General features: G+C 67.3%; 16 protein-coding genes. 3 read left to right on the top strand and 13 right to left on the bottom strand.

Translation table 11 applies throughout. The features are described from left to right. Window position 1: 1 nt before the first annotated feature. Complete coding sequence (locus tag C7C57_RS07590; protein ID WP_255505809.1) at window positions 2-745, top strand: trimeric intracellular cation channel family protein; 744 nt, start codon at window positions 2-4, stop codon at window positions 743-745. 61 nt (window positions 746-806) lie between these two features. On the opposite strand, the gene leuA is transcribed toward C7C57_RS07590, so the two are convergent. The 13 genes from leuA to hrcA form a co-directional block, all read right to left on the bottom strand. Next, on the bottom strand, window positions 807-2,567 hold the full coding sequence (leuA, locus tag C7C57_RS07585) for a 2-isopropylmalate synthase (protein WP_187978168.1): 1,761 nt from the start codon (window positions 2,565-2,567) through the stop codon (window positions 807-809). Between the two features lie 210 nt (window positions 2,568-2,777). Further along, window positions 2,778-4,250, bottom strand: coding sequence for an ABC transporter permease (locus C7C57_RS07580; protein WP_255505808.1), 1,473 nt, complete (start codon window positions 4,248-4,250; stop codon window positions 2,778-2,780). Next, window positions 4,247-5,008 (bottom strand): ABC transporter ATP-binding protein, encoded by a 762-nt coding sequence (locus C7C57_RS07575; protein ID WP_187978167.1) that lies wholly within the window; start codon window positions 5,006-5,008, stop codon window positions 4,247-4,249. The genes C7C57_RS07580 and C7C57_RS07575 overlap by 4 nt, the downstream gene beginning before the upstream one ends. Before the next feature lie 187 nt (window positions 5,009-5,195). Then, the gene (locus C7C57_RS07570; protein WP_187978166.1) at window positions 5,196-5,876 is read right to left on the bottom strand and encodes a response regulator transcription factor; all 681 of its coding nucleotides are present in this window, start codon (window positions 5,874-5,876) and stop codon (window positions 5,196-5,198) included. 11 nt (window positions 5,877-5,887) lie between these two features. Beyond that, window positions 5,888-7,129, bottom strand: a complete 1,242-nt coding sequence (locus C7C57_RS07565; RefSeq protein ID WP_255505807.1) for a sensor histidine kinase — start codon at window positions 7,127-7,129, stop codon at window positions 5,888-5,890. Between the two features lie 56 nt (window positions 7,130-7,185). Beyond that, window positions 7,186-8,115 carry a GTPase Era gene (gene era / locus C7C57_RS07560; RefSeq protein WP_051701850.1) on the bottom strand — a complete coding sequence of 310 codons (930 nt, stop codon included), beginning with the start codon at window positions 8,113-8,115 and terminating at the stop codon, window positions 7,186-7,188. A 40-nt stretch (window positions 8,116-8,155) separates the two neighbouring features. After that, window positions 8,156-9,457 (bottom strand): hemolysin family protein, encoded by a 1,302-nt coding sequence (locus tag C7C57_RS07555; RefSeq protein WP_187978165.1) that lies wholly within the window; start codon window positions 9,455-9,457, stop codon window positions 8,156-8,158. Between the two features lie 51 nt (window positions 9,458-9,508). After that, entirely contained in the window at window positions 9,509-9,970 is a 462-nt protein-coding gene (ybeY, locus tag C7C57_RS07550; protein WP_030143672.1) for an rRNA maturation RNase YbeY, read from the bottom strand. Then, a complete protein-coding gene (locus tag C7C57_RS07545) occupies window positions 9,967-11,070 on the bottom strand; it encodes a PhoH family protein (protein WP_051701846.1) in 1,104 nt (367 codons plus the stop codon). Before C7C57_RS07545 ends, ybeY begins: the two co-directional genes overlap by 4 nt. Then, window positions 11,063-11,416, bottom strand: a complete 354-nt coding sequence (locus tag C7C57_RS07540) for a histidine triad nucleotide-binding protein (RefSeq protein ID WP_030143674.1) — start codon at window positions 11,414-11,416, stop codon at window positions 11,063-11,065. Before C7C57_RS07540 ends, C7C57_RS07545 begins: the two co-directional genes overlap by 8 nt. Window positions 11,417-11,498: 82 nt before the next feature. Continuing rightward, a complete protein-coding gene (locus C7C57_RS07535) occupies window positions 11,499-12,242 on the bottom strand; it encodes a 16S rRNA (uracil(1498)-N(3))-methyltransferase (protein ID WP_030143675.1) in 744 nt (247 codons plus the stop codon). 1 nt (window position 12,243) lies between these two features. Next, the gene (gene dnaJ / locus C7C57_RS07530; protein WP_030143676.1) at window positions 12,244-13,341 is read right to left on the bottom strand and encodes a molecular chaperone DnaJ; all 1,098 of its coding nucleotides are present in this window, start codon (window positions 13,339-13,341) and stop codon (window positions 12,244-12,246) included. Between the two features lie 108 nt (window positions 13,342-13,449). After that, window positions 13,450-14,472: a heat-inducible transcriptional repressor HrcA gene (gene hrcA / locus C7C57_RS07525; protein ID WP_030143677.1), complete on the bottom strand. Its 1,023-nt coding sequence runs from the start codon at window positions 14,470-14,472 to the stop codon at window positions 13,450-13,452. A gap of 244 nt (window positions 14,473-14,716) precedes the next feature. Between hrcA and C7C57_RS07520 the strand changes: the two genes are divergently transcribed. Together C7C57_RS07520 and C7C57_RS07515 are read left to right on the top strand one after the other, a co-directional pair. Further along, a complete protein-coding gene (locus C7C57_RS07520; RefSeq protein WP_187978164.1) occupies window positions 14,717-15,310 on the top strand; it encodes a DUF4870 domain-containing protein in 594 nt (197 codons plus the stop codon). 93 nt (window positions 15,311-15,403) lie between these two features. Further along, window positions 15,404-16,018, top strand: coding sequence for a DUF4870 domain-containing protein (locus tag C7C57_RS07515; RefSeq protein WP_187978163.1), 615 nt, complete (start codon window positions 15,404-15,406; stop codon window positions 16,016-16,018). Window positions 16,019-16,061: the final 43 nt, after the last annotated feature.

The following is a 16,061-nucleotide window of genomic DNA, read 5'->3' as shown; positions in this document are numbered from 1 at the left end:
TGTGACCCCTCTGTTTGTGATCCCCCTGTGGCTAGACCTCACCGCCGTCGGTATCGGCGCCGTGCAGGGCGCGATGTTTGCCGCACGGTTTCGGGAGAACCGCCTTGATCTGCTCGGGGTTGCGATCATCGGGCTGGTCATCGGGCTCGGCGGCGGTCTTGCCCGCGACATCCTAATCAACCAGGTTCCCGCCGCGCTCTCCAGCAACTGGTATCTGCTGACGGCAACCGGAGCCGCCTTCATGGGCATGCTCCTGCTGCGCGTGTTCACCCGGATGAACGCGATCATCATCACCCTCGATGCGCTGACCATCGGCATGTTTGCGGCGCTCGGCTGCGCCAAGGCCGTGGCCGCCGGGCTCCCCGAGGTCCCCGCGGTGTTTGTCGGGGTCATCTCGGCGGTGGGCGGATCGGTGGTGCGAGACATGATGCTGAACCTCCCCATCGCGCTGATGCACGTGGGCTCGCTCTACGCGGTGGCCGCCGGCGCGGGCACGATCTTCATGCTCGCGGCGATGCACCTCGAGGTGCCCATCGTCTGGGCAGCGGTGGGCTGTGTGCTGATCACCACGATGGTACGTCTGCTCTCGGTCCGCTTCGGCTGGAGCCTGCCCGAACAGCGCGCGCTCAGCTCCTGGGCCACCTGGCGCCGCCGCGACTCGGACGCCTCGGGTGCCGGCGCGGCCCTGGGCACCGGCCCGCGCGACTCGGGCTGGCGTCGCTGGCTCCCTCGCATCCGCCGCTAGTTTTCGCCGAAACGCCACGGGCCCGCACAAAGTGTGCGGGCCCGTGGTGTGAGGGTGGAGGCTAGGCGTTGACCAGTACCGGCTCGGCGTCCACGCGCGAGCGCAGGGCGCGGTTCACGCCCGAGACGATGGCCTTGAGCGAGGCGGTCGAGGAGTTGGAGTCGATACCGATGCCCCACAGGCGCTGGTCGCCCACGCGCAGCTCCAGGTAGGACGCGGCGGCCGCGTCGCCACCGGCGCTGAGGGCGTGCTCGACGTAGTCGTACACCTCGACGTCGATGCCCTGGGCAGCCAACACGTTGACAAATGCGGCGATCGGGCCGTTGCCGGTCGCGGTCTGGTCGGCCACCACGTCGCCGTCGCGCAGGGTTGCGGTCAGCTCGGTGGCACCGTCGCGGCTCGAGGTGTGGGTGTCGCGCAGCTCGAAGCGGCCCCACTTCGCGGCGGCATCGGCGGCGGGCAGGTACTCGTCCTGGAAGATGTTCCAGATGTTCTCGCTGGTGAGCTCGCCACCCTCCGAGTCGGTCACCCCCTGCACCACGCCGGAGAACTCGATCTGCAGCTTACGCGGCAGGTCCAGGCTGTGGTCGGCCTTCAGCAGGTAGGCCACGCCGCCCTTACCGGACTGCGAGTTGACCCGGATCACGGCCTCATAGGAGCGACCCAGATCCTTGGGGTCTACCGGCAGGTAGGGAACGGCCCAGACGATGTCGTCCACGCTCTTGCCCTGCGCCGAAGCGTCGGCGGCCATGGCCTCGAAGCCCTTCTTGATGGCGTCCTGGTGGGATCCGCTGAACGCGGTGAACACCAGGTCCCCGGCCCACGGGCTGCGCTCGGGCACCGGCAGCTGGTTGCAGTGCTCGGCGGTGCGCTTGACGCGGTCGATGTCGGAGAAGTCGATCTGCGGGTCGATGCCCTGGGTGAACATGTTGATGCCCAGGGCGACCAGGTCGACGTTACCGGTGCGCTCACCGTTGCCAAACAGGCAGCCCTCGATGCGGTCGGCACCGGCCAGATAACCCAGCTCGGCGGCGGCAATCGCGGTGCCGCGGTCGTTGTGCGGGTGCAGCGAGATCAGCACGTTCTCGCGGTTGTTGATGTGGCGACCCATCCACTCGATCGAATCGGCGTAGACGTTCGGGGTGGCCATTTCCACGGTCGAGGGCAGGTTGATGATGACCTTGCGCTCGGGGGTCGGGACGAAGACCTCGAGGACCGCGTTGACCACCTCGACGGCGTATTCCAGCTCGGTGCCGGTGTAGCTCTCGGGCGAGTACTCGTAGTAGACGTCCGTCTCGGGGATGGTCTCCTCGTACTTCTTGCAGAGCTTCGCACCGTCCACGGCCAGCTGGGTGATCGCGGCCTTGTCGGCGCGGAACACGACCTCTCGCTGCAGCACCGAGGTCGAGTTGTAGAGGTGCACGATGGCCTGCTTGGCACCCTTCAGCGACTCGTAGGTGCGGGCGATCAGGTGCTCGCGGGCCTGGGTCAAGACCTGAATGGTCACATCATCCGGGATCGCGTTTTCCTCGATCAGGCTGCGCACGAAGTCGAAGTCGGTCTGGCTCGCGCTCGGGAACCCAACCTCGATCTCCTTATAGCCCATCTCGACCAGCAGGTCGAACATGATGCGCTTGCGCTCGGGGCTCATCGGGTCGATCAGCGCCTGGTTTCCATCACGCAGGTCAACCGCACACCAGCGCGGGGCCTGGGTGATTTCCTTGCTGGGCCAGGTGCGATCGGGCAGATTCACGTTGATCTGCTGGGAGTACGGAACGTACTTGTGGATCGGCATGGCCGAGGGCTTCTGGTTGTTCTTCATTGCGGGGATCTCCTCAAAAATTATGGGTGAAGCCAACAAACGCCGCGACGAGAGGGGCTTGAACTAAGCCTCGTCGCGGCAGCTAAGGAGCAGACCCGCAAAGAACACGCGTTTAGCCTAGCACCAAATCGACACACCCCACCCCACACGTGTCTCCGTAGGACACGGGTGGGGCGGGGTGATCGAGTCGCGGAATCGGCGGAACGCTGCCTAGTCGGCGGCCAGTGCGGCGACCGCACTCCCCCGCGTGGCCCGGCGCGAGGGGGCGAGCGAAGCCCCGATCGCGACCACAATTGCCAGCACCAGGATGATCCCGAACACACCCCAGGGCATCGCCGGCGTCACCAGGCCGTGACCAAGCATCGCGCCCAGCGTGGCCTGGGCACCGCACCAGCCGTAGAACGTGCCCAAAATCAGTCCGAAGAACACCGACACCAGGGTCATCTGGGCGGATTCGGTGATGATCATCCGGCGAATCTGACCGGTCGAGAACCCGAGGGTACGCAACAGCCCCAGTTCCGGTGCGCGCTGGATCACGCCGAGCGCCAGGTTGTTCACCAGGCCCACCGCGGCGATCAGCGCCGAGAATCCAAACAGGCCGGAGAAGATTGCCAGGGTCATCGTGAGGATCTCGTTCATCCCGTCCGCGTACTCGGGTTGGGCATCGGCGATCCCGATCATCATCTGCACGTAGGTCGAGCTGGCGACCGCAAACATGGTGACCAGGGTGACACCGATCACGATGCCCACCATGCTGCGGGCGCTGCGTTCGGGGTAGCGGACGGCGTTGGCGGCGGCGATCCGGGCGGACGGGCTGCGGCCCATCCACCGCCCGGTGAGGCGCAGCAGCGCGGGCATCAGCACCGGGGACAGCATGACGATTCCGCTGAAGGACAGCACGCCACCCACCAGCGCCACCAGCAGTCCGAGCGGGGAGAACAGCCCCAGCGCGACGCCGCCCAGCAGGGCAAACAGTCCACCAATCAGCAGCACGTAGGCGCCAACCCGACGGCCGAGCGCCACCGGACGGGTGGGATCGGCGGCGGCCACGCCGAGTGCCTGGATCGGGGTCACCTGGGACACCCGCTGCGACCCGACCCAGGAGGCCAGGTAGCCCATCGCGATGGTGATCAGGAACGGCGCGATCAGCAGCGGATCCAGCACATCGTAGGTGGCTTCGGGCAGCACCCTCGCGTCCACCAGCATCGGCACACCCACCAGACCGGCGACGATGATCGGGACGGTACCGATCAGCGCGCCCAGTGCCGCACACACCAGCCCCTCCCGGGCGATGCCGCGGCGCAGCCGGGAGGAGTCGGCACCGATCAGGCGGTACAGCGCGATTTCGCGCACCCGGCCGGCGATCACCGTGGCGACCGTATTGGCCGTGACCACCGCCGACACGTAGATCGCGATCGCGAAGAACACCGCGCTCACCACGAGCACGGTGAGGCGCACCGACTCGTGCTCCCCGGCGAGCTGGTGGGCCCCAATGGCCGCGGCCACCACGGTGGTCGCGATCACCAGGGCCGCACCAAACGCCCCCGACAGCGCGGCGACGATGATGCTCGCGCGATAGTCCCGCAGACGCATTTTGCTTGTGCGTGCACCCCCGCGCGCGCCGGTGGACCGGTACTCGGCTGGCGAGGAAGCGCGAGCCTCCGCGGCGGCGGCGCGACTCATGCGGCCTCCTCGAGGGAGAGCATGAGCGAGGAGATTTCGGCGGCTCCGGTGCGCCCGATGTCGTGGCGCAGCGAGCCGTCGGCGAGGACCACGATCCGATCGGCGTAGCTCGCGGCGATCGGGTCGTGGGTGACCATCGCGATGGTCTGATCAAAGCGGGCACAGGCATCGGCGAGCAGGCTCAGAACCTCGCGGCCGGTGCGCGAGTCCAGGGCGCCGGTGGGCTCATCGGCAAAGATGATCTCGGGACGGGTGGCCAGCGCGCGGATGATCGCCACCCGCTGCTGCTGCCCGCCGGAGAGCTGATGCGGGCGGTGATCCAGGCGATCCCCCAGACCCAGGCCGGCGCACAGGTCGGTAATCCAGGCGCGCTGGGTGGCATCGATGCGACGGCCGCCGAGGTCGAAGGGCAGCACGATGTTTTCCCACGCGGTGAGCGTGGGCACCAGGTTGAAGGACTGGAAGATGAAGCCCATGCGGTCACGCCGCACGCGGGTCAGCGCCGCGTCATCCAGCGTGCCGATCTCGGTATCGCCGAGCCAAACCCGGCCCGAGGTGGGTGAGTCGAGGCCCGCCGCAATATGCATCAGGGTGGATTTACCCGAGCCCGATGGGCCCATGATCGCGGTGAAGCGGCCCCGCTCGATGTCGAGGCTCACGGCGTCTAGAGCCACCACGGCACCCGAGCCGATGCCGAAGGATTTGGTGACCGTGTCGAGGCGAGCGGCGAGCACGGGACTGGAGGAGGAAGTGGTCATGTTCCCACAGTAGAAACAGCCGGGCATCGGCGGCATCGAGCGGCGGAGGGAACCCGCGTCATCCCAGCGGCCGATCCCCGGGCCGCGCCGGTCAGCATCCGGGATGACCACACCCCGAACACGCCGCACCGCTGCGCGTCGTGCGGGGTATCCGCGGGTGAACTCGACCGGCCGCGCGCGGTCGAGGCTACTGCGCGTCGTGCGGGGTGTTCAGGCCGTGCTCGTAGGCGAAGACCACGAGTTGCACGCGGTCGCGCAGCGAGAGTTTGGCCAGCACCCGGCTGATGTGGGTCTTGACCGTGGCCTCGCTGAGAAATTCGTGGGTGGCGATCTCGGTGTTGCTGAGGCCCGCGGCCGCCAGCCTGAAGATCTCGGTTTCGCGGCCGGTCAGCGTGGCGAAGGACTCGGGGACCGCGCGGGCCGCCGGTGCCGCCGAAACCGAGCTGAACAGGTCGTGCACGGCGCCCGGGGCGATCACCGCGCTGCCCGCAAACACGGTCCGGATCGCCGCGAGCAGGAACTCGGGCTGGGTGTCCTTGAGCAGAAACCCGCTGGCCCCGATGCGCAGCGCGCGGGCGGCACCCTCATCCAGATCGAAGGTGGTGAGCACCACGATCTTGGGGGCGGGCTTGCCGGAGCGGTCGGCCTCCTCGAGGATGGCCGCGGTGGCCGCGATCCCATCCAGGTTGGGCATCCGCACATCCATCAGGACCACATCCGGTGCGGTGTTGCGCACCAGCTCGATGCCCTCCTGACCGTCGGCGGCCTCACCGGCAAACTCCAGGTCCGGCTGGGAGTCGATCAGCATCTTGATTCCGGCACGGAATAGCGACTGATCATCAACGAGGGCGACACGGATCGCGGTCATGGGGTTTCCCTTCACGAGGAAGTCGGGCGGACGGCGCCCGCGGGCATATGAACCGTCACAACAAAATGATAGGCGTTGCCGGCGCTCGGCGAGGTGAAGGCGACCGAGCCACCCGCCAGCGCGGCGCGTTCCTGCATCCCGGGCAGGCCGTGGCCGCCCGAGCGCGGGGGCAGGCCGGGGTTGGGTGGGAGCGTCGCATTGTCGATCTGCACGGTGAGGGCCCCCGGACGCCAGTGGAAGGCGAGGAGCACCGGACGGGCACGGTCCCCGTGCCGGAGCGCGTTGGTCAGCGACTCCTGCACGATCCGATAGAGCGCGATCTGCTGTCCGGTGGGCAGCGGGATCAACTCGCCGGATTCGATGTAGTGCACCTCAAGGCCGGTGGATCGCATCTGCTCGATCAGGCCACCGAGGTCGCTCAGCACCGGCTGCGGACCATCGCCCTGGCTGTGGCGCAGCTCGCTCAGCAGCAGACGCACATCGGTCAGGGCGCTGCGCGCGGTACCGGCCACGGTTTCCAGCGTTCCGGCCAGGGCATCGGGATTTCCCCGATGCACATAGCGTGCCCCGTCGGACTGGGCGATGATCACCGCGAGCGAGTGGGCCACCACATCGTGCATGTCGCGAGCGATGCGGTTGCGCTCCTCGAGGGCAAACATTGCCTGCTGGGCGGCGAACTGCTCCCGCTCGGCCAGGTAGCGTTGACGCCCCTCGGCGCGGGCCCGGCGACCGGTGCGCACCAGCAGACCGATGGTCCAGGACAGCGCCAAGACCACCACGGCGGCCACCGCGGCCAGGGTGCCAAACACCGCGATGGTGCGCATGGTGTTCTCGGAGTCGGACGGAGTCCCCCGCACGATGATGAAGGCCGTATAGTATCCGGCCAGCAGGCCGCCCACCAGGGCCGAACCGAGTCCGATCCAGCGGGACGCACGCTCGGCATAGGCGCCGGTGGTGTAGAGCACCGCGAGGATCGCCGCATTCGCCAGGGTTGCGGGCAGCCCAGATGAGAGCTGCACGATGACCCCAACCCAGGCGATCAACAGCGCGAGGCCCGGGGAGAATCGGCGCAGCCCCAGCGCGCTGACCATGGCCAGGACCAGGATCAGGCCGGGCAGTCCGTCGCCATAGCTGAGCGGCACCACGATGGCACCAAAAACCACGGCGACCACGAGGTCGACCACAAGCTGGATGCGCGTAAGCTGCCGGAACACGAAGCCCACGCTACCCGGCCACACCCAGGTGCGGGTCATAGATACCCCCTCCGGAGGCGAAGATCACTCTCGCGATGTATTTTGCGAGATCGCGGCTAGAATCCCAGGCGACCGAGCTGGTTCGGGTCGCGCTGCCACTCCTTGGCCACCTTGACCCGCAGCGAGAGGAACACCTTGCGACCCAGCAGGTCCTCGATCTGCTCGCGGGCCACCTGGCCCACCTCGCGCAGACGCTGACCCTTGTTGCCGATGATGATGCCCTTCTGGCTGTCGCGCTCCACAAAGAGGTTCGCGTAGATTTCCAGCAGGTCCTTATCCTCGCGCTCGACCATCTCGTCGAGGGTCACCGCGAGCGAGTGCGGCAGCTCGTCGTGCACACCCTCCAGCGCGGCCTCGCGGATGAACTCGGCAATGCGGTCCTCGTCGGACTCGTCGGTCACGGTCTCCTCGGGGTACATGGCCCCGCCCACCGGCATGAGCTTGATCAGCTCGTCGGTGAGGATGTCCAGCTGATCGTCGGTCACGGCCGACACCGGGATGATCAGGTCCCACTCGCGCAGCTCCTGCACGGCCAGCAGCTGGGCGGCGATACTCGCGCCGCCGGTGGTGTCCACCTTGGTCACGATCGCGACCTTCTTGGCACGCGGGTAGAGGTCCAGCTGCTCGTTGATGAAGCGGTCGCCGGGGCCGAGCTTCTCATTGGCCGGCAGGCAGAACCCGATGACGTCCACGTCACCCAGGGTGTTCTGCACCAGGTCGTTCAGGCGCTGACCCAGCAGGGTGCGCGGGCGGTGCAGACCCGGGGTGTCCACGATGACCAGCTGGCCGTAGTCGCGGTGCACGATGCCGCGGATCGCGCGGCGGGTGGTCTGCGGCTTGGCGCTGGTGATCGCGACCTTCTCGCCCACCAGGGCGTTGGTCAGCGTGGACTTGCCCACGTTCGGGCGTCCCACAAACGAGACGAATCCCGAACGGTACTTGGGGAAGCCGCCGCGCGGCTTGCGGGTGGGTTCTTCGGTGGTCATACTGTGTCCTCTGTGGGGTGTTGGGGTGGAGCGTTCGGAGCTAGTTTTCGCCCGGTGCGTCCGGAAGTGTGGGGATCGAGGCCTCGGCGATCAGCGCACGCGTGACCAGCACGGTGGTGACCCGGCCGCGCCGTCCGTCGGTGCGTTCGGCGGTGAGTTCCAGGCCGCCGACGATGGTGCGCGCCCCGGCCTCCGGCAGGCGACCCAGCGACTTGGCGATCAGGCCACCGACGGTGTCCACGTCCTCGTCGTCCAGCTCGATGTCAAAGAGTTCGCCCAGCTCGTCCACGGGCAGGCGCGCACTCACCCGGAAGTTGCCGGGGGTGAGTTCCTCGACCTCGTTGGAGTCGGAGTCGTACTCGTCGGAGATGTCGCCGACGAGCTCCTCGATGATGTCCTCCATGGTGACCAGGCCGGCGATCCCGCCGTACTCGTCCACCACGAGGGCCAGGTGGTTGGATTCCAGCTGCATGCGGCGCAGCAGGTCGTCGGCCTTGGCCGAGTCGGGCACAAACACCGCGGCGCGGGCGGTTTCACGCACCTCGCGCTCGCGGGCCGCCGCGTCACCCTCATGGGCGATGCGGGCGATATCACGCAGGTAGAGCACACCCACGATCGCGTCGGCCGACCCGTCGATCACCGGGATCCGCGAGACGCCGGTGCTCAGGAACAGGCTCATCGCCGCATCCGCGGTGGCGTCGGCATCGATCGTGATCATGTCGGTGCGGGGCACCATGATCTCCCGGGCGATGGTCTCATTGAACTCGAAGATCGAGTGGATGAGCTCGCGGTCATCCTCCTCGAGCACGTCCAGCTCGGTAGCCTCATCCACCATCGAGAGCAGCTGCTCCTCGTTGTTGAACGACACCGAGCGGGTGGTTCCCGGGGTGACCCGGTTGCCCAGGTGAACCAGTGCGTTGGCCAGCGGGCCCAGCAGCACCCGCACCGCGTGCAGCAGCGGCGCGGCAACCTTGAGCAGCCCGTCGGCGTGTAGGCGACCCACCGTACGCGGGCTCGCCCCGACCAGGATAAACGAGACGATCGTCATCACCAGGGCCGAGATTGCCAGCGCCAGCCAGAAGTTGTCCAGCTGCGAGGAGATCTCCAGGGTGATCAACACCGCGGCGGTGGACTCGGCCATGATGCGGATAAACGCCAGGGCGTTTAGGTGCGCGCCGGGGTCGGCGGCAATCGCCCGCAGCGAGCGGGCCGAACGCGAGTTTTCGGCGAGTTCCAGCAGGTCGCTGCGGGACTTGACCGTGATCGCGGCGTCCCCCGCGGCCATCAGGGCGGCAAAGGCCACCAGGATCAGGGCGACGATGGCGGTAATCAGCTCACTCATGCGACGCTCACACCGGCTGCGGGGAGGTAAGTATGGTCACTCATTGGCGGCCTAGGACCGTCGCTCCTGCACGTGGAAGCCGAGCAGGATATCGCGCTGGATGCCAAACATCTCGCGCTTTTCCTCGGGCTCGGCGTGGTCATAGCCGAGCAGGTGCAGGATGCCGTGGGTTGTGAGCAGCAGCAGCTCGTCCAGGGTCGAGTGTCCGGCGGTTTCTGCCTGCGACTCGGCGACCTGCGGGCACAGCACGATGTCGCCGAGCAGGCCCGCGGGGGTCGGCTGCTCGGGGGTACCCGGGCGCAGCTCATCCATCGGGAAGCTCAGCACGTCGGTGGGACCGGGCTCATCCATCCACTGCACGTGCAGCTGCTCCATGGCAGCCTCATCCACGGCGACGATGTTGAGGTCAGCCTCGGGGCTCACGTGCATCGCGGCCAGGGCAAACTCGCCCAGGCGCTGCAGCGCGGCCTCGTCAATCTCGACGGCCGACTCGTTGTTGATTTCAATGCTCATGAGCTGGTGCCCCTCCTGGGGTTGCGGCCGCTCGGGCCGCCGGTTCCGGTGCGCTTTTCGGCGCGCTGTGCAAATTCTGCGGCACGATCTCGCTCGTGCCGGGCGGCGATCTGGCGAGCGTCATACTCGCCATAGGCGTCAACGATGTGACCCACGAGGCTGTGGCGCACTACGTCGTCGCTGGTCAGGTTCGCGAAGTGAATATCCCCCACCTCGGAGAGCACCCGCTGGGCGACCTTGAGTCCGCTCAGTCCGGTGCCGAGGTCCACCTGGCTGGCGTCGCCGGTGATGACCATCTTCGAGTTGAAGCCGAGCCGGGTGAGGAACATCTTCATCTGCTCGGGGGTGGTGTTCTGCGCCTCATCGAGGATCACAAACGCCTCGTTCAGGGTGCGACCGCGCATATACGCCAGCGGGGCCACCTCGACGGTGCCGGCCGCGAGCAGCTTGGGCACGGTTTCAGGATCCAGCATGTCACCCAGGGCATCGTAGAGCGGACGCAGATACGGGTCGATCTTGTCGCTCAGCGTCCCGGGGAGGAAGCCCAGCCGCTCCCCCGCCTCCACGGCGGGACGGGTCAGGATGATCCGCGAGACCTCCTTGCGCAGCAGCGCCTGGACGGCCTTCGCCATCGCCAGGTAGGTCTTACCGGTACCGGCCGGCCCCAGCCCAAACACGATGGTGTACTCGTCGATCGCGTCGACGTAGTCGCGCTGACCGGCGGTCTTGGGACGCACGGCCTTGCCCTTGCTGGACACGATGCTCTGACCCAGCACGTCGCTGGGACGCTGCTCACCGTCGGTGATGATCTTGATCGAGGCGGTCACATCGGCGGGCTCGATCGTGTGTCCGCCCTGAACCAGCGCGATCAGCTCGGCGATCAGTTCCTCAACCCGGGCCACATCGTGGGCCAGCCCGGCCAGGGTGACCTCGTTGCCGCGCACGTGCACATCCACCGCGGGGAAACGCCCCTCGATGGTCGAGAGCAGGCGGTCCTCGGGACCCAGCAGGTGGACCATCGCAACCCCGTCGATCGGGATGCGTCGTTCGATGCGGTTGCTGCCGACCGGGGTATCTCCGGTCGAGGGCACGTTAGGCACCAAGTCGCCCCTCTTCCAGCTTGCCGGAGAGGACGTGGGCGTGCACGTGGAACACGGTCTGACCGGCGTTGGCACCGGAGTTGAAGACCAGGCGGAAGCTGCCGTCGGCGTGTTCGTTGGCGATGTTCTGGGCGAAAAGCACAAGCTCGGCGAGGAGCTCGGGGTCGGCGGCGGCCAGCTCGGCCACCGTCACATACTCTTCGGTTTTGGGCACAACCAGGATGTGCACCGGTGCCTGCGGTGCGATGTCGCGGAAGGCAATCAGGTGATCGGTTTCGGCGACGATGTCGGCGGGGATCTCTCGGGCGATGATGCGGCTAAAGATACTCGGCTCGGTGGCTGTCATAGCTCCATACTAGCGATCGGGGTGAACGTACGGGGTGTGCGCGCCGAAGAATTCACCGCGCACACCTCGGGAAGACCCGCTCCTACCACCGGCCCAGCGCCGCGGTGATGACCGCGAGCGCCGCGGGGCCCGCGGTCGAGGTGCGCAGAATCGTGGTGCCGAGCACCACGCGGTGCGCGCCGGCCTGTTCGAGCGCGTCCAGTTCACGCGCCGAGATGCCGCCCTCGGGACCCACCACCAGCACGATCGGCCGGGTGTCGGCGGCCTCGCGCGCGGCCATATGCGCGGTCAGAGCGATCGGCGCGGTGGGATCCAGCACCAGCACATCGTGGTCGGCGGCGAGGGCCGCGACCCCGGCGAGGTCCAGCAGGTCGTGCACATGCGCCAGGTGCGGACGGATCGACTGCTTGGTCGCCTCGCGGGCGATGGTCGCCCAGCGCGCGCGACCCTTAACCTTCTTCTGCGCATCCCAGCGCGAGATGCTGCGCTCGGCCGCCCACGGGTATACCCCGGACACGCCGAGTTCGGTGGCCGCCTGAACCGCCATCTCGTCCCGGTCCCCCTTGGCGAGGGCCTGCACCAGGATCAGCTCGGGGGTCGGCAGCGGGTGCACCTCGACGCTCAGCGCCTCGGCCTCGAGCAGACCCGGGGTCGAGACGGTCACGCGGGCACCGATCAGCAGACCCGCACCGTCGCCGAGGAAGATCTCCTCGCCGACGCGGGTCCGGTTGACGGTCACCGCATGCTTGGCCTCGGCACCCTCCAGGGTGATCGTGTCACCCACGGCGGGCACCCCGACAAAATCGCGCAGAAATAGGCTCGACATGCTAGCCGCGCAGCTTATCGCGGAGCTTGGCGAACAGACCCTGCTGGAACTCGCCCAGCGCGGCGGTCTTGTCCTTGCGCTTGGCGGCGAAGCTCTCGATCAGCTCACGCTCCCGGTGGTCCAGCTTGGTCGGGGTGATCACCTGGATGCCGATACGCAGGTCGCCGCGGCCGTGGCCGCGCAGCTTGGTGATGCCGCGATCGCGCACGGTAATCACATCCGAGCTCTGCACGCCCGCCTTGATCTCGACCTCGAGGTCGCCATCGAGGGCATGGATCGTGGTGGTTGAGCCGAGGATCGCCTCGGTCATCGGCACCTCCAGGGTGCACAGCAGGTCGTCGCCGTTGCGGCTGAAGACGTCGTGGTGGCGCACCTTCATTTCCAGGTACAGGTCACCGTTCGGGCCACCGGCGGGGCCGATCTCGCCCGAACCGGGCATCTGCAGGCGCAGGCCGGTGTCCACGCCGGCGGGGATGTCCACCGACACGGTGCGGCGCGCACGCACGCGGCCCTGGCCCTGGCAGCCGACGCAGGGGTTGGCGATGATCGTGCCGTATCCGCGGCAGGACCCGCAGGGGGTCGAGGTCATCACGTTGCCCAGCAGGCTGCGAACCGGACGCTGGATCGTGCCCGAACCGCGGCAGATGTCGCAGGTCACGGGCTGGGTGCCGGGCTGGCAGCAGGAGCCCTGACAGGTCTCACACAGCACCGCGGTGTCAACCTCGAGGTCGCGGTGGGTTCCAAAGACCACCTCGCCAAGGTCGAGTTCCACCCGCAGCAGGGCGTCCTGGCCGCGCTCGCGACGTGACTTGGGGCCGCGCTGCTGGCCGCCGCCACCGAAGAACTGCTCGAAGATATCGCCGAAGCCGCCGAAGCCCGCGTCGCCGCCCTGACCGGTCTCGCCGCGGTCATAGCGGGCACGCGAGTCCGCGTCGCCCAGCACATCGTAGGCGTGGGTCACGAGCTTGAAGCGCTCCTGCGCCTCCTCGGAGGGGTTCACATCGGGGTGCAGCTGACGAGCCAGCTTGCGGTAGGCCTTCTTAATGTCTTCAGCCGATGCGTCCTGCGAAACGCCCAGTACCTCGTAGTGGTCAGCCACCCGTGATCCTCCATGGTGGCGACGCCGAAGCGTCGCGCATTTGATTGTTGTGGCCAGCGGCCCGTGATGGACAGCGGCCGGTTGAACGGCGACGTAAACGCCGCGGGGTTAGTTCTCGCCGAGTTGGCGGGAAAGATAGCGTGCCACGGCGCGAACCGAGGCGATGTTGCCCGAGTAATCCATTCTGGTGGGTCCGAGGACCCCGAGACGGGCAATTTCGCCCGCAGAGGAACGGTAGTTCCCCGCGACGATCGAGGTTTCGGCCAGGCCGAAGGGTTCATTCTCGCGACCGATCCGGGCGGTGATGCCCGCCGCATCGATGCTCATCTCGCCAAACAGGCGCATCAGCACCACCTGCTGTTCGAGGGCTTCCAGGACCGGATAGATGCTCCCGGCGAAGTCCTCCTCGCTGCGAGCGAGGTTCGCGGTGCCGGACATGACCAGGCGATCCTGGCGGTATTCGGCCAGCTGTTCGTCCAGCGCATCGCAGATTCGATCCACCAGGCCCGGGTGTCCGGGAACCCCCAGCGCACGCACCCGCACGAGCACCCGGGAGGCGTCCTCGACGCTGTGACCGAGGAGTTCGTGGTTGATGCGCACCTTGAGGTCGTCCACGTCCTGGGTGGACAGCGGCGCGGTCACCTCGACCGTGCGCTGCTCGACCCGGCCGTTGTCGGTAATGAGGACAACCAGGAGACGGGCATCCCCCAGCGAGACCAACTCGACGTGCCGCACCTGCGCGCGGGCGAACGAGGGGTACTGCACGATGGCCACCTGGTTGGTGAGCTGAGAGAGTAGACGCACGGTGCGCGACAGCACATCGTCCAGTCCCACCCCGTCGCCCAGGAACTCCTGGATCGCCCCGCGCTGCGCGGGAGACAGCGGGCGCTGCTCGGCCAGGTGGTCCACAAACAGGCGGTAGCCCTTATCGGTGGGGATGCGGCCCGAGGAGGTGTGCGGGGCGTGGATCAGCTCCTCATCCTCAAGCTGGGCCATATCGTTGCGGATCGTCGCCGCCGAGACCCCGAAGGAGTGGCGTTCGACGATCGCCTTGGAGCCGACGGGTTCACGGCTGGACACGTAATCGGAGACGATTGCGCGAAGGACGGCCAGGCCACGCTCGGAGACCATCGGTCACCTCCATCTCATCGCGACTTCCCCGGGGAAATCTCATCGCATTCGTTGTGGGACGGTCCGCACCGAAACGGATTGGCACTCGTCATCACTGAGTGCTAATTCTAGCTCGCTCCGGCGTCCGGTTCCAATCTCTGACACCCGGTGCGGGGGCATTTTGACACCCAATCCGACGGTTTTTGGTGATAGTCGGTAATCAGACGTATCGAATTTACCTCGCGGCGGTTATCCTGATTCCACTATGAGCGATCACACGCAGTCGAACCCCGAACCCTCGGACGCCAACCAGCCCGGCGGCGCGGTGCCGCCGCTGCCGCCCACGCCTCCGCAGGGCGGGCAGCCCACTCCGCCGCCCGGATACCCGCAGCCGGGTGCCGCGCAGCCGGGATATCCGGCACCGGGTCAGGCTCAGCCGGGCCAGCCGCAGCCGGGCTACGGGCAGCAGCCCTACGGCCAGCAGCCCGGCTACACTCCGCCCGCGAGCTCGGCTCCGCTCACCCCCGAGAACGACCGCCTCTGGGGGTCACTCGCACACTTCGCCGGCATCTTCGGGCCGATCATCGTGCTGATCGTGTGGCTGATTTTCCGCGACCGCGGCCCGTTTGTGAACCAGGAGGGCAAGGAGGCGCTGAACTTCCAGATCAGCGCCTGGCTGCTGGGCATCGCCCTCGGCGTCGTGGGCGGGATCACCAGCTTTATCGGCATCGGCGTGATCCTGCTGATGCTGATCTGGCCGGTCGGCGTAGCCGCCTTCGTGTTTGCGATCATCGGCGGCGTGAAGACCAGCAGCGGCGCTCCCTACCGCTACCCGCTGACCTTCCGCTTCATTCCCTAGGTTGGATCTGCGGAACGGCCGGTCCCACGAGGCCGGCCGTTCCGCATTTTTGCGGCGCATTCAGTCCCAACCGCACGCTATCCTGGAGGCATCATGAGCGATCCCACGCAGTCCACCCCCGCCCCCGGCGAGCCACAGACCCCTGCTTTCGCCCCGGCGGATGATTCCGAACCCGTCTACCCGCACTTTGATTCGGCGGCATGGGCCCAGGCACCGTCCACGCAGATCGACTACACACAGATGGATGCCGCGGCGCTCGCCGACTCTATCACCGCGGCGCCGGACCCCACGCCCGCCCGAGCCGCGTACTCCACCGGACAGACCGGTGGCGGGACCTATTCGGTGCCCCTGCCCGCCGTCGCGCCGATCACCGATGCACAGGACCGCTTCTGGGGCTCGGCTTCACACTTCGCCGGGGTGCTCGGGCCGATCCCGGTGCTGATCATCTGGCTGAAGCTGCGTCGCCGCGGCCGGTTTGTGAATCAGGAGGGCAAGGAGGCGCTGAACTTCCAGCTCTCCGCCTGGATCCTGATCAGTGCGCTCTTCCTGGTTGGTGGGCTAACGTTGCCCATCCTGATCGGGTACGCACTCGTTCCCCTGGTTATCGTGGTCCAGTTTGCCGAATTCATCTTCGCCATTATCGGCGGCTCGAAGTCCAGCGGCGGCAGGCCCTACCGCTATCCATTTACCTACCGCTTCATCAAGTAGCGCGCACAAAACCGGCCACCCAGGGGTGGCCGGTTTTGTGTCT

The organism is Mycetocola sp. JXN-3 (assembly GCF_014522285.1).
In the GTDB taxonomy this organism is placed as follows: domain Bacteria; phylum Actinomycetota; class Actinomycetes; order Actinomycetales; family Microbacteriaceae; genus Mycetocola; species Mycetocola saprophilus.
This window is presented reverse-complemented; position numbering and strand designations above follow the sequence as displayed.